This window comes from Pararhodobacter sp. SW119, from assembly GCF_017811755.1.
GTDB lineage: Bacteria > Pseudomonadota > Alphaproteobacteria > Rhodobacterales > Rhodobacteraceae > Pararhodobacter.
The window spans coordinates 1-788 of the sequence record NZ_JADDJF010000174.1 but is presented as its reverse complement, the minus strand read 5'-3'; the positions used below and the strand labels follow the sequence as shown (position 1 = coordinate 788).

Below are 788 nucleotides of genomic sequence, written 5' to 3'. Positions count from 1 at the left end.
GCTTGTCTTATGCTGATGGCGGCTCTTTCGATATGAAGGGGCCACTGCCCGCCACGCCATTCATGGCGGGCGGTGGCGGCGGCCGGATCGTTGAGTGCTGGGTCTTCAAGGACCGTGCGGGAGTCTGATCGGTCACCGTCTTCACCAGGGGCCTGAACGGATACGCGTGGGCCGGCCACGCATGACAAGCATAGGTCGAGACATTGTTCGCCATTGGTTCGAGAACAATGTCGAGGGTAAAGATGACAGATCATACCCTCGGCATCGACATTTCGAAATCCCATCTGGATGCCTTTCGGCTTTCGGACGGGGCCTCGGCGCGCTTCGAGAATTCGCCGCGCGGGTTCCGGGCGCTGACGAGATGGCTCGACGGCAGCCCGGTGGCGCGGGTGGTTTTCGAGCCGACAGGGCCGTATCTCCGGGCCTTCGAGACGGCGCTTGCGGGCAGGTGTCCGCTGGTCAAGGTCAACCCGCTGCAAGCGCGTCGTTGTGCCGAATCCTGCGGGGCGCGCGCCAAGACCGACGCGGTGGATGCCCGCATCCTGGCCCGGATGGGGGCGGCGCTCGAACTGGCGCCGGACCAACCAGCCTCGGAACCGCTTCTGGAAATCAGGGACTTGCAGGTGGCACGCACGAGCCTGGTCCGGGAGCGGACGCGTCTGCGCAACCAGGATCGAATGCAAACCCACGTGGTGCTCAAGCGCCAGATCAAGACCCGTCTTGCCCTCGTCGAGCGGCAGATCGCGGAGCTGGATGCGGAGATCGCGACACGCATCGCCGAGGATCGG

General features: G+C 64.7%; 1 protein-coding gene. It reads left to right on the top strand.

Annotated features, from left to right (window positions below; genetic code table 11):
* Nucleotides 1–242 precede the first annotated feature (242 nt).
* A partial coding sequence (locus IM708_RS21120) for a transposase (protein WP_209428513.1) occupies nucleotides 243–788 on the top strand: 546 nt, incomplete at its 3' end.